Source organism: Rahnella variigena, assembly GCF_003610915.1.
In the GTDB taxonomy this organism is placed as follows: domain Bacteria; phylum Pseudomonadota; class Gammaproteobacteria; order Enterobacterales; family Enterobacteriaceae; genus Rahnella; species Rahnella variigena.
Genome location: NZ_NSDJ01000001.1, coordinates 340712 through 357247 on the forward strand (window position 1 = coordinate 340712; position 16536 = coordinate 357247).

The following is a 16536-nucleotide window of genomic DNA, read 5'->3' on the forward strand; positions in this document are numbered from 1 at the left end:
GGATCATTGTGTTTAAAACTGTGGCTTATTTGCCACGAGCTTCAATAACGGCCAGGGCCACGTTATTTGGCGCATCATCATACTTCAGGAATTCCATGGAGTAAGATGCACGGCCTTTGGTCAGTGAACGCAGCTGAGTTGCATAACCGAACATTTCGGAAAGCGGAACTTCAGCATGAATCACAACGCCAGTAGCGTTAGATTCTTGGCCTTTCAGCATACCACGACGACGGCTAAGGTCACCGATGACGTCACCAGTGTTCTCTTCCGGAGTCTCTACTTCAACCTTCATGATCGGCTCAAGCAGAACTGGTTTCGCTTTCTTAAAGCCATCTTTGAAGGCGATAGAAGCGGCCAGTTTAAACGCCAGCTCAGAGGAGTCGACGTCATGGTAAGAACCGAAGTGCAGACGCACGCCCAGATCTACTACCGGATAACCGGCCAGTGGACCAGACTTCAGCTGTTCCTGGATGCCTTTGTCAATCGCGCCGATGAATTCACCAGGAATTACACCACCTTTGATTTCGTTGACAAACTCATATCCTTTCGGATTTGTGCCAGGTTCTAATGGGTACATGTCGATCACAACGTGACCATACTGACCGCGACCACCAGACTGCTTAGCGTGTTTACCTTCAACATCGGTAACTTTAGCGCGGATAGCTTCACGGTATGCAACCTGCGGCTTACCGACGTTAGCTTCAACGTTAAATTCACGACGCATACGGTCAACCAGGATATCCAGGTGAAGCTCACCCATACCTGCGATGATTGTCTGACCAGACTCTTCATCAGTCCAAACGCGGAATGATGGGTCTTCTTTCGCCAGACGGCCCAGAGCCAGACCCATTTTTTCCTGGTCAGCTTTGGTTTTTGGTTCTACCGCAACGGAGATTACCGGCTCAGGGAATTCCATGCGTTCCAGGATAATCACGTTATCTGGATCACACAGGGTATCACCTGTAGTCACGTCTTTCAGACCGATTGCTGCAGCGATATCGCCTGCACGAACTTCTTTAATTTCTTCACGCTTGTTAGCGTGCATCTGAACGATACGACCCAGACGTTCACGCTGAGATTTCACTGGGTTAAATACAGTGTCACCTGAATTGACGAGACCGGAATAAACACGGAAGAACGTCAAGTTACCCACGAATGGGTCAGTAGCGATTTTGAACGCCAGAGCAGAGAACGGCTCTGAATCGTCAGAATGGCGAACTGCCGGAGTGTCTTTACCGTCATCCAACAGACCGTTGATAGCTTCAACGTCAGTTGGTGCTGGCAGATACTCAACAACAGCATCCAGCATTGCCTGTACGCCTTTGTTTTTAAACGCAGAACCACAGGTAACCAGGATGATTTCGTTGTTCAGAACGCGCTTACGCAGAGAAGTTTTGATCTCTTCTTCAGTCAGCTCTTCGCCACCAAAGAATTTCTCCATCAGCTCATCAGAGCCTTCAGCAGCGGCCTCAACCAGTTTCTGACGCCATTCTTCAGCCAGTTCTTGCATGTTTGCAGGGATTTCTTCGTATTCGAAGGTAACGCCCTGATCAGCTTCGTTCCAGTTGATAGCTTTCATCTTCACCAGGTCAACAACACCGGTGAATTTCTCTTCCGCGCCGATTGCCAGTTGCAGTGGCACCGGAGTTGCGCCCAGACGTTTTTCAATCTGATCAACAACTTTCAGGAAGTTAGCACCCATACGGTCCATTTTGTTAACGAACGCGATACGAGGAACTTTATATTTGTTTGCCTGACGCCATACGGTCTCAGACTGTGGCTGAACACCACCAACAGCACAGTAAACCATTACCGCGCCATCAAGAACACGCATGGAACGTTCAACTTCGATGGTGAAGTCAACGTGCCCTGGGGTGTCGATGATGTTGATGTGGTGTGGTTCGAACTGCTTAGCCATACCTGACCAGAAACAGGTGGTCGCAGCGGACGTGATGGTAATACCACGTTCCTGCTCCTGCTCCATCCAGTCCATGGTGGCTGCGCCATCATGCACTTCACCGATTTTGTGGTTTACACCGGTGTAGAACAGAACACGTTCGGTAGTGGTTGTCTTACCGGCGTCGATGTGAGCACTGATACCAATGTTACGGTAGCGCTCAATGGGTGTTTTACGAGCCATTTGATTCCTCTATAACTAGGACGTTCAAGTTCAGTTAACCCAAGCGGGTTGGCTTCTTGAAGCGCCCGCTTGGTTAGCATAACTACTGCGAAGTGATTACCAGCGGTAGTGCGCGAACGCCTTGTTGGCTTCAGCCATACGGTGAACGTCTTCACGTTTCTTAACTGCAGTACCTTTGTTCTCTGCAGCATCAGAAAGTTCGTTCGCCAGGCGGAGAGCCATGGATTTATCACCGCGTTTACGAGCAGCTTCAACGATCCAACGCATTGCCAGAGCATTACGACGAACCGGACGGACTTCAACTGGAACCTGATAAGTAGAACCACCTACGCGGCGGGACTTAACTTCGACAGTCGGACGAACGTTGTCCAGAGCGACTTCGAAAGCTTCCAGGTGGCCTTTACCGCTACGTTGAGCCAGGGTCTCAAGAGCAGTGTAGACGATTGCTTCTGCAGTAGATTTTTTACCATCTACCATCAGAATGTTGACGAATTTTGCCAGCAGTTCGGATCCGAACTTAGGATCTGGCAGGATTTTACGTTGACCAATGACGCGACGACGTGGCATGGAAATACTCCGTTGTTAATTCAGGATTGTCCAAAACTCTAAGAGTTTATTTTGACAGTAAAGTGAAAATGTTTGGCCTTACTTAACGGAGAACCATTAAGACTTCGGCTTTTTAACGCCGTATTTAGAACGAGATTGCTTACGATCCTTAACGCCTGAACAGTCCAGCGCGCCACGGACGGTGTGATAACGCACACCTGGCAAGTCTTTTACACGACCGCCACGGATCAGGATCACGGAGTGTTCCTGCAGGTTATGACCTTCACCGCCGATGTAGGAGGTAACTTCAAAACCGTTAGTCAAACGCACACGGCATACTTTACGCAATGCGGAGTTTGGTTTTTTAGGGGTGGTAGTATATACACGAGTACATACGCCACGTTTCTGCGGGCAAGCTTCCAGCGCTGGAACGTTGCTTTTAACAACCTTCGTAGAGCGTGGTTTGCGTACCAGCTGATTAATTGTTGCCATTAAAAAGCTCCTGGATTTTGGTTCATAAACTACTTTGTAAACGCGTGATAAATCGCCCCATAAAAAGCATTAGCTAATATGGGGACGCAGAATTTTAGGGCTGACCTAAGAGGGTGTCAAGAAATATACAGCACATCAGTAAATCACCATGCTGTTTGCTGGGTGTGTTTCTCAGTCAGCGCGACGAATCCAGTATAGTCGATCAATGTGATTTTGTGCGAAATTTGACCAACCAATCCTCTGGCCGCCAGATCCTCGCTGAGAACATAAATCGATTGAACATGCTGGCTGAGCAGATTACACGCCTCGCTGCCATCAAGCGCAGCCAGTACGCCATCCTGCATCAGCAAAAGTGCATCTTCCTGAGCAACCAGCTTAACAATCAATGAGAAATCACATTGTTGCGGGGAACGGGCTAGAGTAAAAAGCATGGAATTTCCTGATTTAAAACGTCATCACCACATCAAAACTGGCCAGTCGCCCGCGAATTTCAGTCGCAGACAACGGCTCCACATCCAGCACCCATTCATGTCCCGCAGATAAACCGCGTGACTTCAGCGAGTCTTCACAGACAAAGCACTGATCGACGTCATAAAGTGATAACACACCGAATGTGGCAATATAATTACGGGCGAGAATTTTTTCGGGTTGTTGTGCCGGCATGAGCTGAAAAACACCGTCAGCCATAAAAAACACGCCGATATCTTCGGTCAGAGCTGACGTAGCCAGCAGCGCATCAAGGCCTTCTCTTCCCGCTGATGTGCCGTGCGGTCCCTGAGTGAACACGAACGCTATCTTTTTCATTGCCTGTCCCTGCCATAACCCATCAGAACTGCACCATGCGATCGCAGGTCAGCGACGCTTCAGCGAGGCTGCCCAATCCGGTCAGGGCAAAGCCGGCTTGTAAATTCGTCTGGCCGTGGCCCTGATTGTGGGCTTCTGTTTCATCGATGACACCGCGACGTAAAGCCGCTGCCACGCAAACATTGAGAGCAACCTGATGGTCTGCCGCCATACGCTGCCAGGATCTGACCAGATCAAATTCATCCGAAGCAGGTGCAGAAAGCATATTACCGTTGAGAACGCCCTCACGATAAAAAAACACGCTGTCCAGCTGATGGCCACTGCCAATCAATGCCAGTGCGAACTGATACGCCGCACTGGCTTGTTGTGTGCCGTAAGCAGGACCGGTTACCAGGAGGCAATAACGCAGTTTCAACGCTCGTTCCCCACCAGATCCCCGCTTTTAAACTGGCGGATATACAGGTAAACGGTATGCTTTGAAATATTCAGGCGGTCAGCCACCTGATTGATGGCATCTTTGATATCAAAAATACCCTTTTCATAAAGATTCAGCACAACCTGTCGGTTCTTCGCGTTATTAGAAACAGTGCGGTCAGCGTTCACTTCTTCGATGGTGAATTCCAGCGTTTGCGCTACCAGGTCATCCACAGATGAGGCGAAGTTTACGGAAGAGGCCACTTCCTGAGTTTCAGGTGGCATAAAGGTCTGAATAATTTGCGAGAAAGGTACGTCGAGATTCATGTTGATGCACAGCAGACCAATGACGCGTTGCTCACGGTTGCGAATAGCGATGGTGACTGACTTCATCAGCACACCACTTTTCGCACGGGTGAAGTAGGCTTTGGACACATTGCTGTCCGCACCGGTCATGTCATGCAACATGCGCAGGGCTAAATCGGTAATCGGTGAGCCGATCTTACGGCCGGTATGCTCACCATTTGCAATACGGACCGCTGAACATTTCAGGTCTTCCAGTGAATGCAGAACAATTTCGCAATGCTCACCGATCAGCATCGCAAGCCCGTCCACCACGGCCTCGTATGAAGACAAAATCTCATGATCGACCTGGCTGAACGGACGTTGGTCCAGCAAATCCAGTTCACCGGTTTCGCCAGTTATAAGCGAATTAGACATTGAAGCTACCACCCTCTCTATCGCGCCTTCCAACGGGAGTCAGGACGCATTATTCATCATTCCACGGTCGTTACTGTATCAAAGACACAGAAAAAACGGCCTTGCGATTATATGGATCTGTGACGTTATGCCGGGGAAACAAAAGCGTCAAGTTATCATCATAGAGTAACCTCAATAAAATGAAGGGCGGCCTGTAAGAAAAGTTTCAGGCGAAAAAAAACCGCCGCATTTAGCGACGGTTTTCTGCAACAGCTCAACAGCAACTTAGTTTGCTTTTGGTGCCGCTTCAGCTTCAGCAGGTTTTTCAGCTGCTTTAGGGTCAGCCTTAGGTGCCGCTTTCACATCCAGCAGTTCAACATCGAACACCAGAGTAGAGTTAGCCGGGATCCCCGGGACGCCAGTTTTGCCGTAAGCCAGCGCTGGTGGAATGACCAGCTTGATTTTGCCGCCTTTCTTAATGTGTTTCAGGCCTTCGGTCCAGCCAGGGATAACACCATCAAGACGGAAAGACAGCGGCTCGCCACGGGTATAAGAGTTATCAAACTCAGTACCGTCGGTCAGAGTCCCTTTGTAGTTCACTACAACGGTATCGCTGTCTTTTGGCGCTGCGCCAGCACCTGGTTTTTCAACCTGATACAGCAGGCCTGATTCAGTCTTCTTCACGCCTTTTTCTTTGGCGAAATCAGCACGGAACTTGTCGCCTTTGTCAGCGTTAGCTTTAGCGTCTTGCTCCATCTTAGCCTGCGCAGATGCTTTCACACGGCCTTCGAAGGTTTGCAGAGTCTTCTCGATTTCCTGATCAGACAGTTTGCTTTTGTTGGCGAACGCATCCTGAACACCGGCGATCAGCTGGTCTTTATCCAGTTTGATACCCAGTTTTTCTTGTTCTTTCAGGGAGTTGTCCATGTAGCGACCCAGTGATGCGCCGAGAGCATAAGCAGCCTGCTCGTCATCACTTTTGAACTTGGTCGTGTCTGTTGCTGCCGGAGCAGCTGCAGCAGGGGCAGCGGCTGGCGCGGGTGCAGCAGCGGCCGGTGCTGTGGCTTCAGCAGCCATAACCTGAGTGGCATTCAGGGCGATCGCCATGGTGGTTGCCAGCAGAGTTACTTTAAACAGTGATTTCATCCATTTCTCCAGGACCAGAAGCGTATGACCTCTGGTAATAATTACGAAAGTTCGGCGGTTACTATAACTGTCCGTCTCACGACAAAACAATCTCTATACACGCCATTAGCGTCATATTCAGACCTTTTTTACATCAATTAGTTTCGTCTGCTCCTGAGGAGTCAAAGATAAAGCGCCGCAGAGGTCAGGTAATTAAGCAGGTTTACGGGTAGAATTGCCGGTCTACAATAGAGTATGGGGTTCCGGTCAGTGCTCAACCTGATCAACTTGAGCCGCAAAATGAGGTAATAATTATGGACTCAAACACCGTTGAACAACGTCTGGAGATGCTGGAAAACAAGCTGGCTTTTCAGGAAATTACTATCGAAGAGCTGAACTTGATCGTCACACAGCATCAGCTGGAAATGAGCAGATTGCACGATCACCTGCGCCTTCTGACAGATAAACTCCGCGCCAGCCAGCCATCAATGATTGCCGATCAGTCGGAAGAAACGCCTCCGCCGCATTATTGATACTGTTTCTGACGCAACAAAAAGGCGCCCTTCCGGCGCCTTTCGTTTTTATCACTCAGCAAACAGAGTGATTAGTGGCAACCGCAGCCACCGTTACCGCCACAACCGCCTTTTTTGCCGTGATCATGACCGTGGTCGTGATCATGGTCGTGGCCGTGACCACCGCAGCAGCCTTCGCCGTGTTCATGGTCGTGACCATGATCGTGGCCGTGTTCGCCGTGAACGTGGCCGTGAGCCAGTTCTTCTTCAGTTGCTTCACGGATTGCCACCACTTCGACGTGGAAGTTCAGATCCTGACCTGCCAGCATGTGGTTGCCGTCGACAACAACGTGGTCGCCGTCAACTTCAGTGATTTCTACAGGAACCGGCCCCTGATCGGTGTCAGCCAGGAAACGCATACCGACTTCCAGCTCATCAACACCCATGAACACGTCTTTAGGCACGCGCTGAACCAGGTTTTCGTCGTAGTTGCCGTAAGCGTCGTTGGCGCCAACATGCACATCAAAAACGTCACCAATGGCATGACCTTCCAGCGCAGTTTCCAGACCGGAGATCAGGGAACCATGGCCGTGCAGATAATCCAACGGCGCGCTCACCGGAGATTCATCAACCAACACACCGTCTTCTGTACGTACCTGATATGCCACGCTGATGACCAGGTCTTTTGCTACTTTCATGATAACTCCTACCGTTGGAAACTCAATTTGTTGTCTGCGGGCGTTTCATAACACACGCAACTTCGCTTAAGGCTAATTCAGTGTCGGCCACTTTTCGATGAGATCATCCTGAAAAGTGCGACCGGATAAATTTGGCGAAGAGTGTAACGGAAATCCGCGTCTCTGTACTACCAGCATAAAAAAACACGAGCAAGAACGCTACTTCGGATCGAAAATACCAATCACCTGCTCTTCCGGCCGCAGCTTCTTGCTGACCTGTGCATCCGTCTGACGCTGATGGTGCCCGCACTTCACACACTCCACCACTTCGACCTGATCTTCCTGCCATAAAGCCAGCGTATCCATCGCCTTACATTTCGGACATACCGCACCAGCGATAAACCGTTTACGGGTTGTAGCCATGTTACTTCTCCTGAAATCTGCGACATTGCGTCCGGTCATTTTTCATTCAGACGGCAACATTATTTTTTCGCCAGCCGGACTATTCATCATCGTCCCAGCCATCAAGCTGACGACGTTCGTTGTGCATTTCGCTCTGGAAGATATCCTCCAGTTCGCGCCGCGCTTCTTTCACACGGGAAATCTGCGCCACATCGCCGCGGTTTTGCGGCACCAGTTCACGTAGCATCCGCATATCAAGACGACGGAAATGTTGTTGGGCACGGTACGCACTGTGCGGATGCATACCCAGCGTGACCAGCGCCTTTTTGCCTAATTCCAGCGCACTGGAAAACGTCTCGCGGGAAAAATTCGCCACACCGGCCTGCAACAGTTCATGCGCTTCAACACGGCCACGGGCGCGTGCCAGAATATTCAGATGAGGAAAATGCTGCTGACACAAATGCACGATGGTCATGGTGTCCGCAGGCTCATCACACGTAATCACAATCGATTTGGCCTTTTCAGCACCCGAAGCCCTGAGCAGTTCCAGTTCGGTCGCATCGCCGTAATACACTTTATAACCGTAAGTCCGCATCAGCCCGACGGCGCTGATATCACGCTCAAGCACCGTGATGCGCATTTTATTGGCCATCAGCAAACGTCCGATCACCTGTCCGAAACGTCCGAACCCGACAATAATCACCTGCGGTTCGTCATCCTGCACAAAATGCTTTTCGTCACTTTCTTCGCCGTCGTTGTAGCGTCGTACCAGGATGCGGTCGACCCACTGCATCAGCAACGGCGTGGTCATCATTGATATCGTCACCACGACCAGCAACAGCGAAAGCTGCGACGAGGAAATCACTTTCTGCGCACCAGCCGCCGAAAACAGCACGAAAGCAAATTCCCCCCCCTGACTGAGCACAGCAGAAAACTGCAAGCGTACCGATGTCCGCAGACCAAATATGCGGGAAAGCCCGTACAGCACCGCGCCTTTGACCGTCACCAGAATCATCACGCCTGCCAGCACCAGCAAAATATGGGTATACAGCACGCCCAGATTCAGCGCCATGCCGACAGAAATAAAGAACAGCCCGAGCAGTAAACCCTTAAACGGCTCGATAGCGATTTCCAGTTCGTGCTGATATTCGCTTTCAGCCAGTAAAATCCCGGCGATAAATGTTCCGAGCGCCATCGAAAAGCCCAGCGTATCCATAAACAGCGCCGAACCAAGCACCACCAGCAGTGCGGCGGCGGTAAACACTTCACGCACGCCGGAAGCCACAATCAGCCGGAAAATCGGCCGCAGCAGATAGCGTCCGCCAATCAGCATGCCGCCAAAGGCCAGCACTTTCAGGCCGATCATCTCCCAGTTATTGCTGCCTTCCGAACCGCCCGCCAGAATCGGGATCAGCGCCAGCGCCGGGATCACCGCGATATCCTGGAACAACAACACGGCGAAACCCAGCTGACCGCCTTCGTTACGCGTCATGCCTTTGTCGCGCATCAGTTGTAATGCCATCGCCGTGGATGACATCGCCAGCCCGATACCGCCAATCACCGCGGCTTGCCAGGAAAACTTCGTCAGATACAACAAACCGCCGAGCACCAGTGCAGTCAGGATCACCTGCCCGGCGCCGACACCAAAGATTTGCCGCCGCAGCGCCCACAGTTTTCCGGGGTTCAGTTCCAGCCCGATGATAAACATCAGGAAAACCACGCCCAGTTCGGAGAAGTGCAGAATTTCATCCACGTCGCGGATAAAGCCTAAACCCCACGGACCGATGGCAATACCGGCCAGCAAATAACCCAGCACTGCGCCAATGCCTAAACGCTGTGCCACCGGCACCGCCACTACGGCAGCGAACAAAAACAGCAGGATCGCCATGGGAATATTCGAAACATCCATCAGGCAATTCCCCCCTGCGGTAACGGCGATTTCAGCCATTCGCCGTAAGCTTCGGCATGACTTTGCAGCACATCCGGTTTCTGACGACGCGCCCAGTAAATGATGATGGGCGTCATCCAGTGCATATGGCACATAGCAGACGTCAGCTCGAATGGCCGCATAATGTCGGACATCGGATAACGGTTATAACCGCCCGCCCGGTACGCACCTTCCGGTTCACCCGTGGTGACCACCGAACGCCAGTACTTGCCGTTAAGCGCATTACCGCCTGCCCCGCTGGCAAAACCACGCGCCAGCACGCGATCCATCCACTCTTTCAACAACGCCGGACAGCTGTAGGTATAAAGAGGATGCTGAAAAACAATCACCTTGTGATCGCGCAGCAGTTGCTGCTCACGATGAATATCAATAAAAAAATCAGGATAGTGGGCGTACAAATCATGCACGGTGACATGTTCAAGCTGTTGAGCTTGTTGCAGTAAAACGCGGTTGGCGACCGAATCGGGTGATTCCGGATGGGCATACAGCAGCAAAACCTTTGGTGGCTGCGACATCAATACCTCCAAAGCGTCGTCAGGGTGCGGTTTTTCCGTTACCATGCTTCGCAAAGACAAAATGGGACGCGATACGTCTTGTTTAGATCATTATCATGACAATTTAACATACTCTCAACACGGCGCTTTATGATTGTTTTCTCCTCCTTACAAATCCGACGCGGCACCAATGTGCTGCTGGACAACGCGTCTGCGACCATCAATCCCGGCCAGAAAGTCGGGCTGGTGGGCAAAAATGGCTGCGGTAAATCCACCCTGATTTCCCTGTTAAAAGGTGAAATGAGCGCCGATGCTGGCAACCTGACGTTTCCGTCTAACTGGGCGCTGGCCTGGGTGAATCAGGAAACGCCTGCGCTGGACGAACCGGCGATAGAGTATGTTATCGACGGCGACCGCGAGTTCCGCCAGCTGGAAGCACAATTACAACAAGCCAACGAGCGGGATGACGGCCATGCCATCGCCACGCTGCACGGTAAGCTCGACGCCATTAACGCCTGGACCATTCCTGCTCGCGCGGCCAGCCTGCTCAGCGGGTTGGGCTTTACCCAGAATCAGTTACAGCAGCCGGTGAAATCCTTCTCCGGTGGCTGGCGTATGCGCCTCAACCTGGCGCAGGCGCTGATTTGCCGTTCTGATTTATTGCTGCTCGACGAACCGACCAACCACCTGGATTTAGACGCGGTGATCTGGCTGGAAAAATGGCTGAAAAGCTACACCGGCACGCTGGTGCTGATTTCCCATGACCGGGATTTCCTCGACCCGATCGTCGATAAAATACTGCATATCGAACAGCAGTCGCTGAACGAATACACCGGCAACTACTCGTCCTTCGAGCGCCAGCGTGCGACCAAACTGTCGCAACAGCAGGCATTGTTTGAAAGTCAGCAGGAAAAAGTGGCGCATCTGCAAAGCTACATCGACCGGTTCCGTGCACAGGCGACCAAGGCCAAGCAGGCGCAAAGCCGTATCAAAATGCTGGAGCGTATGGAGCTGATTGCGCCGGCACACGTCGACAATCCTTTTCATTTTAGCTTCCGATCGCCGGAAAGTTTGCCCGATCCGCTGCTGCGCATGGAAAAAGTCAGCGCCGGTTATGGTGACACCACCATTCTGGAGTCGATCAAACTGAATCTTGTGCCGGGATCGCGTATCGGCTTACTGGGCCGTAACGGTGCCGGTAAATCCACGCTGATCAAACTGCTCGCAGGCACCATGCCACCGCTTCAGGGCGATATTGGCCTGGCGAAAGGCGTTAAGCTTGGTTACTTCGCCCAGCATCAGCTGGAGTTTTTGCGCGCTGAAGATTCACCGTTGCAACATCTGGTGCGTCTGGCGAACAAAGAAACCGAACAGCAACTGCGCGATTATCTTGGCGGATTTGGTTTCCACGGCGATAAAGTGACAGATCCTACCGGGCGTTTCTCCGGCGGCGAAAAAGCGCGTCTGGTGCTGGCCCTGATTGTCTGGCAACGTCCTAACCTGCTGCTGCTCGATGAACCGACCAACCACCTGGATCTCGATATGCGTCAGGCGCTGACCGAAGCCCTGATCGACTTCGAAGGCGCGATGGTTGTCGTCTCGCATGACCGTCACTTACTGCGTTCTACCACCGACGATTTGTATCTGGTTCACGGCGGCAAAGTGGAGCAGTTCGACGGCGATCTGGAAGATTACCAGCAATGGCTGGTGGACATTCAGCGTCAGGAAAGCCAGCAGGATGCACCGGCCAAAGACGGCGGCGTTAACAGCGCGCAGTCGCGTAAAGACCAGAAACGTCGCGAAGCCGATTTCCGTAATCAGACTCAGCCGCTGCGTAAGCAAATCACCAAACTCGAAACCCAGATGGAAAAACTGAGTACCGAGCTGGCGGCTATCGAAGAGCGTCTGGCTGATTCCGCGATTTACGACAACAGCCGTAAAGCCGAACTGACTGAATGTCTGCAACAGCAGACCAAAGTCAAAGGCGCGCTGGAAGAAACCGAAATGACCTGGCTCGATGCACAGGAACAGCTGGAAGACATGTCGAAGGCGTTTGATCTCGACTAGTGGATCGTTCGGTAAGAAATGAGAAAGGCGCCACGACGGCGCCTTTCTTTTGTCTGCAAATCAGTGCCAGATCAGCAACACACAGGCGGCGGTCAGAATCCCCATCGCGATATTGAAGGTGTACCACGCACGCTTGCTGCGCAGCAGACGGCCAATGACGGTACCGAACCCAAGCCAGATAATCCCGGAAACCAGATTCACCAGGAACATGCCGAGGCTGATACCGGCAATCGAATGGTTGTAAGCCGCACCCGCCAGACTGAAACTCGCCACTGCGCCCAGCCCCATCAGCCACGCTTTCGGGTTGAGGAATTGCAGCAACCAGCCCTGATACATGTGGATGGGTTTCGGTGGCGGTGCGCCAGTTTCCAGTTTTTCATAGGCCGACGTCGCAATTTTCCACGCCAGCCACAACAGATACAGGCTGCCGGCAATTTTGAGGAAAAGGTGTAACGCGGGATAAACCGTGATCAGCCCGCCAACGCCGAAGGCCACCAGCAGCAAAATACTCTGCATGCCGAGCATAATGCCGATCATCAGCCAGATTGAGCGGAAGAAACCAAAGTTAGCGCCAGATGTTGTTAACAACATATTGTTCGGGCCCGGGGTGATTGCAGCGACCCATAAAAATCCGAGCATCGAGAAAAATAAACCAAGTTCCATTTAATTTGGGTACTCCGACCCGAAAGATGTGCGATAGCATTGAAGCTAACAGCGTGATATTGATCGCACAAGAGCCTCTTAAGAGAAATTTATTCATCTTATGGTTGAATCCTTTCGTCCCCTGCGCGGGGCCAGTAATCCTCACATCCAGACGTTGTTACCACGGCTGGTGCGCCGCCATGCAAAACTCAAACCTCACTGGCAAAGACTCGATACGCCGGACGGAGATTTTCTCGATTTAGCCTGGAGCGAAGACCCGGAACAGGCGCGTCATAAACCGCGCATGATCTTGTTTCACGGACTGGAAGGCAGTTTCTACAGCCCTTACGCCCATGGCTTATTGCAGGCGTGGAAAGACAAAGGCTGGCTCGGCGTCGTGATGCATTTTCGCGGATGCAGCGGCGAACCGAATAAACTTCAGCGGATTTATCATTCCGGCGAAACCGAAGATGCGCGTTTTTTCATTCGCTGGCTAAATGAAACCTATGGCGAAGTGCCGACCGGCGCGGTAGGGGTCTCGCTAGGGGGTAATATGCTGGCCTGTTATCTCGGGCAGGAAGGTGAAAAATGTACGCTTGAAGCGGCGGTTGTGGTGTCGGCGCCGCTGATGCTTGAGCCATGCGCTTACCGGCTGGAGCGCGGTTCATCGCGCATTTATCAGCGATACCTTCTCGATCAGCTCAAAGGCAATGCTTCGCGCAAACTGGCGAAATATCCGGGCACGTTGCCAGTGACGCTGACACAGCTGAAAGCCATGCGCCGCATTCGTGAATTTGACGATGCCATCACTTCAAAGGCGCACGGGTTTACCGACGCGCTGGATTATTACCGCCGTTGCAGCGGTCTGCCGTTGCTGTCGCAGGTCAGAACGCCGCTGCTGATTATCCATGCGAAAGACGACCCGTTTATGACGCCGGAAGTGATCCCGAAAGCCGAGGATTTGCCGGCTTGCGTGGAATATCAGTTAACTGAACATGGCGGGCATGTCGGCTTTGTTTCCGGCAGCTTACGTCATCCGCAAATGTGGCTGGAACAGCGCATTCCGGCCTGGATCGCCCCGTTTTTAGAAACAAAGACAGAAACAAAGAAAAAGGAAGCAACAAAGTGATTATTCCCTGGCAGGAACTGGACGCCGAACTGCTCACCAGCGTGGTGGAATCCTTCGTATTGCGCGAAGGCACCGATTATGGCGAGCAGGAGCGATCTCTGGAACAGAAAGTCGACGACGTAAAACGTCAGCTGAAAAGTGGCGAGATCGTGCTGGTCTGGTCAGAACTGCATGAAACGCTGAACATTATGCCGCGCGGTCAGTTCCGCGCCGGACAGGAAGAAAACCCGCAAGACTGGTAAACACGATCATAAAATGGATTTGGACAGCCTGTCCCTCTGCGAATAATTATGGTAACAATGGGATTAATTATGCGCTTTGTTTCCGCCTGCCCTGAATGACCTGAAGGGCAATATGGCGTGACGTTTAAGGAGTAAGCCCGACTATGTCAGCAAAACATCCTGTTATAGCAGTTACCGGCTCCAGCGGAGCAGGCACCACCACCACCAGCCTGGCATTTCGTAAAATATTTCAGCAGCTTGGCCTGCGTGCCGCTGAGCTGGAAGGCGACAGCTTTCACCATTTCACCCGCCCTGAAATGGATGCGGCAATCCGCAAAGCCCGTGACCTCGGACGTCACATCAGCTATTTCGGACCGGAAGCCAACGACTTTGGTCTGCTGGAAAAAAGTTTTATCGAATACGGTAAAACCGGTACCGGTCGTTCGCGCAAGTATCTGCATACTTATGACGAAGCGGTTCCCTACAATCAGGTGCCGGGCACCTTTACGCCGTGGCAGGCGCTGCCGGAACCGACTGACATTTTGTTCTACGAAGGCCTGCACGGCGGCGTTGTCGCAGACAAAATTGACGTTGCCGCGCAGGTTGATTTACTGGTCGGCGTGGTGCCCATCGTTAACCTTGAATGGATTCAGAAACTGGTGCGCGATACCGGCGAGCGCGGACATTCCCGCGAAGCAGTGATGGATTCTGTAGTGCGTTCGATGGATGACTACATCAGTTACATTACGCCGCAGTTCTCGCGCACGCACATCAACTTCCAGCGCGTACCGACAATCGATACTTCCAACCCTTTTGCCGCTAAAGCCATTCCTTCACTGGATGAAAGCTTTGTGGTGATCCACTTCCAGGGGCTGGATGACATTGATTTCCCGTATCTGCTGGCGATGTTGCAGGGTTCGTTTATCTCGCACATCAAAACGCTGGTGGTGCCGGGTGGAAAAATGGGGCTGGCGATGGAACTGATTATGGCGCCGCTGGTGCAGCGCCTGATGGAAGGGAAAAAGATCGAGTAACGGACTCAGGCGTCGTTCATCAGCAACTGAAGGATAAACCCGACATGCAGCGCGACGCCAGTCTGTAACGCCTCTTCATCGAGACGAAAACGCGGATTATGTACGCCGTAAGTCGCGCCAATTTTTTCATTCCCGCTGCCAATAAACAGAAAACACCCCGGCACTTTTTGCTGGTAGGAAGAGAAATCCTCTCCGCCAAACAGCGGCTGAGTAACTTCGCGCAGCGCCTGCGGTCCCAGCGTTTTTTCAATCACCTGACGCGCTATCGCACAGGCCTCAGGATGGTTGTGACCGTTCACATAGCCGCGTGTCCAGCGCAGTTCGTATGTTGCGCCATGCGCTGCAGTAATTCCGGAAATGATCTGCTCCATCACCTGCGGCACCTGTTCGCGCACGTTGCTGTGATGCGTCCGCAGCGTTCCGGCGAGCTTCACCCGCTCCGGGATCACGTTATAACTTTCGCCCGTCTGGAAGGTTGCGATAGTCAGCACCGGCACCTGAAGCGGATCAATACGGCGCGCCACAACGTTTTGCAGTGCGGTGACGACTTCCGCGCCGATCACCACCGGATCGATACACAAATGCGGCATAGAACCGTGGCCGCCTTTGCCGGTAATGGTGATGTCGAAATTATCCGTTGAGGCACAGAATACCCCCTCTTTCAGCCCCACTTCACCGGTCGGAGAATTAGGCATCACGTGAAGGCCGAAGATTTTCTCAACGCCATCCAGCACGCCTAAATCCACCAGTTCCTGCGCCCCGCCCGGTGGCACTTCTTCAGCATGCTGGAAGATAAACCGCACAGAACCATGCAACTCAGACTGACATTGAGTCAGCACTTTTGCCGCACCCAGCAACATTGCGGTGTGAGCATCATGACCACAGGCGTGCATCACGCCGGGGACCGTTGAGCAGAAAGGTTCATCGTTCTCTTCCTGAATCGGCAGGGCATCAATATCCGCCCGCAGCGCATATACCGGCCCCGGATGCGCCCCTTTCAGATCGGCAATCACGCTGTTGGGCGTCAGATGTGTCAGGGTCAGACCGCCGAAACTTTCCAGCTGCTGAGTAATGTATGCCGCCGTTTTATGCTCCTGAAAAGAGAGTTCAGGATGGGCATGAATATGTCTGCGCCAGCGCAGGACGTCCGCTTTGACTTCAGCCAGCATTGCTTCGAAATTAAAAGTCAC

The 16536-nt window shown here is 52.3% G+C and carries 19 protein-coding genes; 5 read left to right on the forward strand and 14 right to left on the reverse strand.

Annotated elements, in window-relative coordinates; translation table 11 throughout:
• Positions 1–25 precede the first annotated feature (25 nt).
• The 8 genes from fusA to fkpA all read right to left on the reverse strand — a co-directional run bounded on the left by fusA (position 26) and on the right by fkpA (position 6241).
• Positions 26–2140, reverse strand: a complete 2115-nt coding sequence (gene fusA / locus CKQ54_RS01710; protein WP_013573669.1) for an elongation factor G — start codon at positions 2138–2140, stop codon at positions 26–28.
• 96 nt (positions 2141–2236) lie between these two features.
• Positions 2237–2707, reverse strand: a complete 471-nt coding sequence (rpsG, locus tag CKQ54_RS01715) for a 30S ribosomal protein S7 (RefSeq protein WP_005969574.1) — start codon at positions 2705–2707, stop codon at positions 2237–2239.
• A 96-nt stretch (positions 2708–2803) separates the two neighbouring features.
• Complete coding sequence (rpsL, locus tag CKQ54_RS01720; RefSeq protein ID WP_009638963.1) at positions 2804–3178, reverse strand: 30S ribosomal protein S12; 375 nt, start codon at positions 3176–3178, stop codon at positions 2804–2806.
• Between the two features lie 143 nt (positions 3179–3321).
• Positions 3322–3609: a sulfurtransferase complex subunit TusB gene (gene tusB, locus CKQ54_RS01725; protein WP_112288593.1), complete on the reverse strand. Its 288-nt coding sequence runs from the start codon at positions 3607–3609 to the stop codon at positions 3322–3324.
• 13 nt (positions 3610–3622) lie between these two features.
• A complete protein-coding gene (tusC, locus tag CKQ54_RS01730; protein WP_120162580.1) occupies positions 3623–3982 on the reverse strand; it encodes a sulfurtransferase complex subunit TusC in 360 nt (119 codons plus the stop codon).
• Positions 3983–4004: 22 nt separating this feature from the next.
• Entirely contained in the window at positions 4005–4397 is a 393-nt protein-coding gene (gene tusD / locus CKQ54_RS01735; RefSeq protein ID WP_112288595.1) for a sulfurtransferase complex subunit TusD, read from the reverse strand.
• A complete protein-coding gene (locus CKQ54_RS01740; RefSeq protein WP_167459614.1) occupies positions 4394–5116 on the reverse strand; it encodes a helix-turn-helix transcriptional regulator in 723 nt (240 codons plus the stop codon). The genes tusD and CKQ54_RS01740 overlap by 4 nt, the downstream gene beginning before the upstream one ends.
• Positions 5117–5380: 264 nt before the next feature.
• Positions 5381–6241 (reverse strand): FKBP-type peptidyl-prolyl cis-trans isomerase, encoded by an 861-nt coding sequence (gene fkpA, locus CKQ54_RS01745; RefSeq protein WP_112288597.1) that lies wholly within the window; start codon positions 6239–6241, stop codon positions 5381–5383.
• 293 nt (positions 6242–6534) lie between these two features.
• On the opposite strand from fkpA, the gene CKQ54_RS01750 reads away from it, so the two are divergent.
• Entirely contained in the window at positions 6535–6753 is a 219-nt protein-coding gene (locus CKQ54_RS01750; protein WP_112288598.1) for a protein SlyX, read from the forward strand.
• 71 nt (positions 6754–6824) lie between these two features.
• Here the strand turns inward: CKQ54_RS01750 and slyD are convergent, their stop codons facing one another.
• The 4 genes from slyD to kefG form a co-directional block, all read right to left on the reverse strand.
• Positions 6825–7430: a peptidylprolyl isomerase gene (gene slyD, locus CKQ54_RS01755; protein WP_120162582.1), complete on the reverse strand. Its 606-nt coding sequence runs from the start codon at positions 7428–7430 to the stop codon at positions 6825–6827.
• 198 nt (positions 7431–7628) lie between these two features.
• The gene (locus tag CKQ54_RS01760) at positions 7629–7832 is read right to left on the reverse strand and encodes a YheV family putative zinc ribbon protein (RefSeq protein ID WP_013573660.1); all 204 of its coding nucleotides are present in this window, start codon (positions 7830–7832) and stop codon (positions 7629–7631) included.
• 79 nt (positions 7833–7911) lie between these two features.
• Positions 7912–9720 (reverse strand): glutathione-regulated potassium-efflux system protein KefB, encoded by a 1809-nt coding sequence (kefB, locus tag CKQ54_RS01765; protein ID WP_112288601.1) that lies wholly within the window; start codon positions 9718–9720, stop codon positions 7912–7914.
• Positions 9720–10274 (reverse strand): glutathione-regulated potassium-efflux system ancillary protein KefG, encoded by a 555-nt coding sequence (gene kefG / locus CKQ54_RS01770; protein WP_112288602.1) that lies wholly within the window; start codon positions 10272–10274, stop codon positions 9720–9722. Before kefG ends, kefB begins: the two co-directional genes overlap by 1 nt.
• 129 nt (positions 10275–10403) lie before the next feature.
• Here kefG and CKQ54_RS01775 point away from each other — a divergent pair, with 129 nt between their 5' ends.
• Positions 10404–12320, forward strand: a complete 1917-nt coding sequence (locus CKQ54_RS01775) for an ABC transporter ATP-binding protein (protein ID WP_120162583.1) — start codon at positions 10404–10406, stop codon at positions 12318–12320.
• A gap of 60 nt (positions 12321–12380) precedes the next feature.
• Here the strand turns inward: CKQ54_RS01775 and CKQ54_RS01780 are convergent, their stop codons facing one another.
• Positions 12381–12983: a LysE family translocator gene (locus CKQ54_RS01780; protein WP_120162584.1), complete on the reverse strand. Its 603-nt coding sequence runs from the start codon at positions 12981–12983 to the stop codon at positions 12381–12383.
• Positions 12984–13083: 100 nt separating this feature from the next.
• On the opposite strand from CKQ54_RS01780, the gene CKQ54_RS01785 reads away from it, so the two are divergent.
• The 3 genes from CKQ54_RS01785 (at position 13084) to CKQ54_RS01795 (ending at position 15346) form a co-directional block, all read left to right on the forward strand.
• Positions 13084–14091, forward strand: coding sequence for a hydrolase (locus CKQ54_RS01785; RefSeq protein ID WP_120162585.1), 1008 nt, complete (start codon positions 13084–13086; stop codon positions 14089–14091).
• Positions 14088–14333 carry a YheU family protein gene (locus tag CKQ54_RS01790; protein WP_112288607.1) on the forward strand — a complete coding sequence of 82 codons (246 nt, stop codon included), beginning with the start codon at positions 14088–14090 and terminating at the stop codon, positions 14331–14333. Before CKQ54_RS01785 ends, CKQ54_RS01790 begins: the two co-directional genes overlap by 4 nt.
• Before the next feature lie 143 nt (positions 14334–14476).
• On the forward strand, positions 14477–15346 hold the full coding sequence (locus tag CKQ54_RS01795; RefSeq protein ID WP_112288608.1) for a phosphoribulokinase: 870 nt from the start codon (positions 14477–14479) through the stop codon (positions 15344–15346).
• A gap of 5 nt (positions 15347–15351) precedes the next feature.
• On the opposite strand, the gene CKQ54_RS01800 is transcribed toward CKQ54_RS01795, so the two are convergent.
• On the reverse strand, positions 15352–16536 hold the full coding sequence (locus CKQ54_RS01800) for an amidohydrolase (protein WP_244220160.1): 1185 nt from the start codon (positions 16534–16536) through the stop codon (positions 15352–15354).